Source organism: Labrys sp. 22185, from assembly GCF_052045555.1.
GTDB lineage: Bacteria > Pseudomonadota > Alphaproteobacteria > Rhizobiales > Labraceae > Labrys > Labrys neptuniae.
The window spans coordinates 1-5738 of the sequence record NZ_JBQEPH010000088.1 but is presented as its reverse complement, the minus strand read 5'-3'; the positions used below and the strand labels follow the sequence as shown (position 1 = coordinate 5738).

The 5738-nt window shown below is 63.4% G+C and carries 1 protein-coding gene; it reads right to left on the bottom strand.

Features of this window, described 5'->3' with window-relative positions; genetic code table 11:
* A partial coding sequence (locus ACTJKX_RS37700; protein ID WP_440728456.1) for a toxin TcdB middle/N-terminal domain-containing protein occupies positions 1 to 5738 on the bottom strand: 5738 nt, incomplete at both ends.

Below are 5738 nucleotides of genomic sequence, written 5' to 3'. Positions count from 1 at the left end.
TCGGCGTATGCGTACCGGTTGGTTCCGACGCCTTCCTGGGTTGGGTCCCACCAGTCTGGCGAGACGAAGCGAGCGATGTGGGGATCGTAATATCTTGCGTTGAGGTAGAGCAGGCCCGTCTCGTCCTGCCGCTCGCCGATATAGCCGTGATCCTCCTTGGTCGCCGTCGAGGTCGTGATGGGCTTGGCTAGCCCGAAGGGCTGGTAGCGCGTGGCGATGGAGGTTGTGCCCGCCTGGTCGGCCACCACACGCACCGAGCCCAGATGGTCCTTGAGCAGCGTGTAGCTCTTGGCCGTGGCGCCCGTGCCCTCGATCTTGATGTCGGGCATCGGGTACTTCACCCACAGCGGCGTCGTCGGCACGCACGGATCGCTCGAGCCCTCATAGCTCACCCGCTCGTCCCCGAACACATAGGTCGTCGTCTCCGTCGGCAGCGGATTGGGCGCCGTGGTGCAACCCCGCGGCGAGGCCTTCGTCACCTTCTTCACCCGGCTCCCGTCCGGGCCGTAGAAGTAGCTGCTCGTCGCCCCGGGGCTCTCCCCCATATAGGCGCTGACGATCTGCGTCGGACGGTTCATCCCGTCCCAGCTGTAGGTCCGCCCATGACCCGTCAGCATGTTGCCGTTGTCGTCATAGGTGAAGAAGGTCGTGCCGGCCACGCCCACCGCATGCGGGCGCACCGCGTTCGGGCCCTGCGCCGGATAGGTGTAGGTGCCCACATCCGTCTTCGACGTCAGGTTGCCCGCATCGTCATAGCTGTAGGTCTCGTTGAACGAGGCATTGCCGGCATTGCTGGCCGAGGTCAGCTGGTCGAGCTCGTCATAGCCATAGCTCCAGGCATCGCTCGAGGCGCCCCCCGGCGAGGTGATTCCATCGATCCGGCCGGTGGCGGCGCGGGTATAGTTCAGCGACAGCAGGTTCGTGCCGCCCTTGGCCGCCGTCAGGCTGTTCAGCCAGCCCCGCGTGGCGTCATAGGCCGACGTGCTGGTCACCCCATTGGCGTAGGTCGTCGCCAGCGACTGTCCGGCCGCATTGTAGGTCACGTTGGAGACCAGCCCGGGGATGGAAGTGAGCTGGCCCGCCCCATTGTAGCCGAAGGGCGTTGCCGCAGACCCCAGGCTCGTGCCGTCCCCGAAGGTCCGCCACAGGATGCGCTTGCCGGCATCATAGGCCGTCGTCGTGGTATAGGTCGTGCCCTCCGTCGTCAGCAGGGTCTTGACCACCTCATTGCCCAGCGCGTCGTAATTGGCCGTCAGCCAGGCATGCTTGTTCGCCGCCGTCGTCTGCTTGCCGACATTGAAGGCGCCCGAGCGTGCCTCGTCATAGAGGAAGCCGATATTGTCGCGCTGCGGATCGCCATTGGGCAGGTCCGACCGCATCACCTGCCCCGTCACCCGGTTCAGCCGGTCATAGTTGTAGCCCGTCTTCTGCCCCTTGGCGTCCGTCAGCGTCAGGAGGTTGCCGCCATCGTCATAGGCATAGCTCCACGTCCCCAGGTCCGGATCCTTCACCTGGGTGCGCCGGCCCAGCGTGTCGAACACATTGGTCCAGGCATTGCCCGCCGGATCCGACAGGCTCGTCAACCGGCCCAGCGCGTCATAGCCCAGCGTGCGGTGGAGCGCCCGCCCCGCCTTGGTGGCCGTCTGGCGCACCGTCCGACCATAGGCGTCGCTCACCGCGACCGTCTTGCGGTTCAGCTCGTCCGTCGTCGTCACCTGCAGGAACGCCCCCGGCACGCTCGCGGGATCGGCCACCTCATAGCTCATCGTCTTGAACGAGCCGTCAGGGTTCGTCACCTTGATCGGACGATCCCGGCTGTCGAAGCTGGTCACCACCAGCTTGCCGCTCTCGCTCGGCGCCAGGAACGGCATCCCCGTCACCGAGGCCTTATTGCCGCGCGCGTCATAGCCTGTCAGCGTCGCCGCCGTCTGGGCCGGATCGGCCGTGCGCCCCTCGCTCTTCCATTCCCGGCCATAGCCATCGAAGAACAGGCGCGACCAGACATTGCCCTGCCCCGCCGCCCCGGGTGTCTCGATCTGGACGAACTGGGTCTGGGGATTGCCGATGCCGGTATAGGCGAAGGTCTTGAACGCTCCCAAAGGCTGGGTCACCGAGGTGATCCGGCACAGCCCGTCATAGCCATAGCTCGTGGTCTGCCCGTTGAGGTCGATGCTGCTCGAGGGCTGCTGGCACTGGGCATCGAAGCTCGCCGTCGTCTTCTGCCGCGTGTCCCCGTTCTGCACATAGAGCGCATTGCGCTCCTCCACCGGGAACAGGTGATAGGTCGGATCGTAGATCGTCTCCGCCCGGTTGCCCAAGGCGTCCGTCGACGACACCTTGTTGCCATAGGCGTCATAGCTCGCCGACGTCGCGATCCAGCGATTGCCGGGGTTCAGCCAGTTCCACTGTCCGGTCTGGTCCCCCTTCACCGGCGGTGTCGCCGCATCCCCCGCCCCGTCATAGAGCAGCACCGTGTCGCTCATCAGCACGTCCGTCGGGCTCGAGCCACCATGCACCCGCACCCGCCCCGGCAGGCTGGTGATGAAGGCGGACGCGTCCACCGGATAATCCGTACCCGTCAGGCGCTCGTCGCCCGTCACATCCGCATTGCCGTTCTCCAGCAGCAACGTCACATTGCCGTAAGCGTCATACGTCCGCGACACACTGCTCCGCCGCGTCACCGTATCGATGTGCTCGGGGATCGTTGTGGTCGTGGGCACAAGGGTGCATCTTATTCCACCCGACTGGGCCGGACATATCTGTGTCGGCGAACATTCTACCTTCCTCCACGTAATGATCCAATGACCATCCGGAGCTTGGACCCCTGATGACGCACTACAGCTTGGTGTCAGCGTTGTACTCGAGCTCTCCGGCACGACTGTGTTCTGCAGTTCCTGTTTCTCCGAACTCGTGTTGAAGGCGGTGTAGGGCAGGGTCAGGGCCGGCACCGTGCCCGTTGCCGGCGGCCAGTTCGCCTGCAGCCCGGCTGTGGTCATCACGCTCCACGTCTCCGCCTCGCGCGCCAGCACCGTGGTGCTGTCCTGCGTGCTGTAGGCAGTCTTCAAGACCTTGCCCGCCGTGGCCAGGCTCTGGTCGAAGGTGTAGTCGATGCGCGGCCGTACCGTCTCCCCGGCATTGGCCGGCAGCAGCGCCACGCCCATGCCGAAGCCCAGGAACCGCCGCTCCGCCGCGTTGTACAGCGCGTTCGAATAGGAATAGTCCGTGGTTCCGACCGTGCCGCGGCCATCGTCCCGTGTCACCGACGACACCGTCTGAAGGATCGAGGGGAGCGCACTTCCTGCGGGGCGCACCTCGGGCCAGGGATAGGCGCTCGATGGTTTGTAGGTGATTGCCGCGCTCGCCCCCAACGGCCCCTTCACCGATGTCAGCAAATCGGGGAACGCCGTGTTCAGCGTAAAATAATCTCCGCTGCGGTAGACAATAAACCCTTGGGACGCCCCTTTAGGTGAACGTAGAGCCCCCTCAATCAGGTCATCACGGCCATCTTCGTCGAGATCGGCGACAAAGGCGATACTGGGCAGCTGTCCAGGCACGGCAACAAAGCCATCCTCACCATTGGGCCCGACACCAGCTCGCGACAGGAACATCGTTGCCGACGAATTTGGGATGTCGCCCGGGGGAGGATTTGCTGCGGCTGCGGTGTTGAAGATCAGATCCTGACGACCATCGCCATCAAAGTCCCCCGAGAATAGACGCGACAGACAAGCACCAGGCGCACATCCGCCGGTCAGGACTACGCCCTGAAGCCACACCCGGTGTTCGAAGCTGCTCCCAGTCGACAGAAACACACCGACATCGATACCCGCAGTCGGGTTCGTTTCCAAGGCGACGAGATCGGTCCTACCATCCCCGTTGACATCGATCGGTAGAACACGGCCGCGTGCATTACTTTGAGTGTTCGCAAGACCTATACGCAGCGTACCGGAGGTCTCGAACGTCTGCAGCGGCGTAAACCCGGCACCTGTTGAATAGGCATAAGTGACGCGCAGGATACCATTGGCGCTCGTCACGACATAGACATCAGACTTGCCGTCACCGTTGAGATCGACATAATTCAGCTCGGCCCATTCCTTGCCTGAGACGATTTGCTGAAGCACGCTACTTGGGATCGGCTCGTCGATCGCCGCCCCACCCGTCAAGGACTCGATCTTCTTATAGGCTCCATTTGCCACAGAATGAGTGACGACAAATTCCTTAACACCATCACCATTCAGATCGAGAGCGTCTCCCCAGCTCGGCAAGAGCGGATAGCCATTGTTCGAAGTTCCGAGCGAGCGGCTCGTACGGCTCCCATCCGGACTGCTAAGAAGAAAGCTGCTCGTGGTTTTGGTAGTTACGGTAACGCCTGCATTGGCCCCACCACCCTGCCACGTTCTGGTCGTGGATGTGGTTGTGTTGATGAAGTCTGGCCATCCATCGCTATTGTGATCCCCAACGAGCGACGCACCACTTATCGATGTCGTTCCCATCGGCTGGTTAGGATCGCTAGAACTGCAACCTCCACCCAAGCTTGTCGTGCGAGCTGGACGGCTGCGACTTGCCATCTCGGTCATCCCCGAACTGCGACATGTCGAATGGACGATCGGATCTGGATTGTTGCCTCCCCCTCCACCGGTGGTCGTCTTTTGCCAGCTGCTGGTTATCTTGTCGGGAATAGTATCGGTGTTGATGTCGCGGAGGGTTTCGGTGAAGTTACTGTCGGTGCTGGTAGATACATAATCGAATTTGAACGCCGGATTGTTATTCTTGCTCCAAGCCTGTTCAGTGATCGCAGCCCCGCTCCATCCGAATATGGTTGGGGGCAGGCTTGTGCCGCCTGAGAGGCGGTTCTGGCTGAGACTGGCATCGCGGCCGAACTGGGTCACCGCGGTCAGGCGCGAATAGCCCGAAGCCGGACTGAGCTCATAGTCGAGATTGTAGCCCCGAACCCGGTTGTTCGCCGTGGTGATGTCGATCGAGGCAAGACGACGGTCTAGGGTCGCAATCGACTTGCCGGTTGCCTGGCTCAGCTTGGCCGCCCCGCTCGTCGCCTCCAGGTTGAAGGCGATGCGCGTGCCGTTGTAGCTGATCGAGGCAGGCCAGCAGATGGGATCGCCCACGCAGGCATAGTCGTAAACAACCTCGTTGCCATGCGTGTCCGTCACCTTGCGCAGCAGCCAGCGCGTGTCGTCGCGTAGCTGCGCATCGGTGGAAGGCGCCGCTCCGTTCGTGTACCAGCCCGGCACCGAGGCCGGCGAGACATAGCTCGACACCGTGCCGTCCCGCGCCGCAACCTCCCAGCTCGTCGTCGTCCCGCTCACGATGCGCTTGACCCGCACGAAGCTTTCCACCCGGGTGGCGTAGTAGCTCACCCCGTCCCCGGCCGCTCCCGTGGTGCAGGCCGGGCTGGTCATCCCCGCCGTGCAGGCCACCAGCCGGTCGCCGTCCAGCACGAACTCGTCCGTATCCGCATAGCGCGGCGTCCCGCCCACCGCCGAGGAACGGGTGATGTCCGACAGGCCCGACAAGGAAAAGCCCACGCCCGCAAGGCCGGCCCAATAGCCTCCCGCCCGCGCTCCGGCATTGGAATCATAGCGCAGCGACACTTTGGGCTCGAGGCCATGATAGGCCGGCACCGCGATCGACACAGACTGCGTGAAGGAGCCGTTGAAACTGGCAGGCTCGGCCTTGGTCGCCAGCGCGCTGGCACTGGCGATCGCCTTCAGGGGATCGTCCCC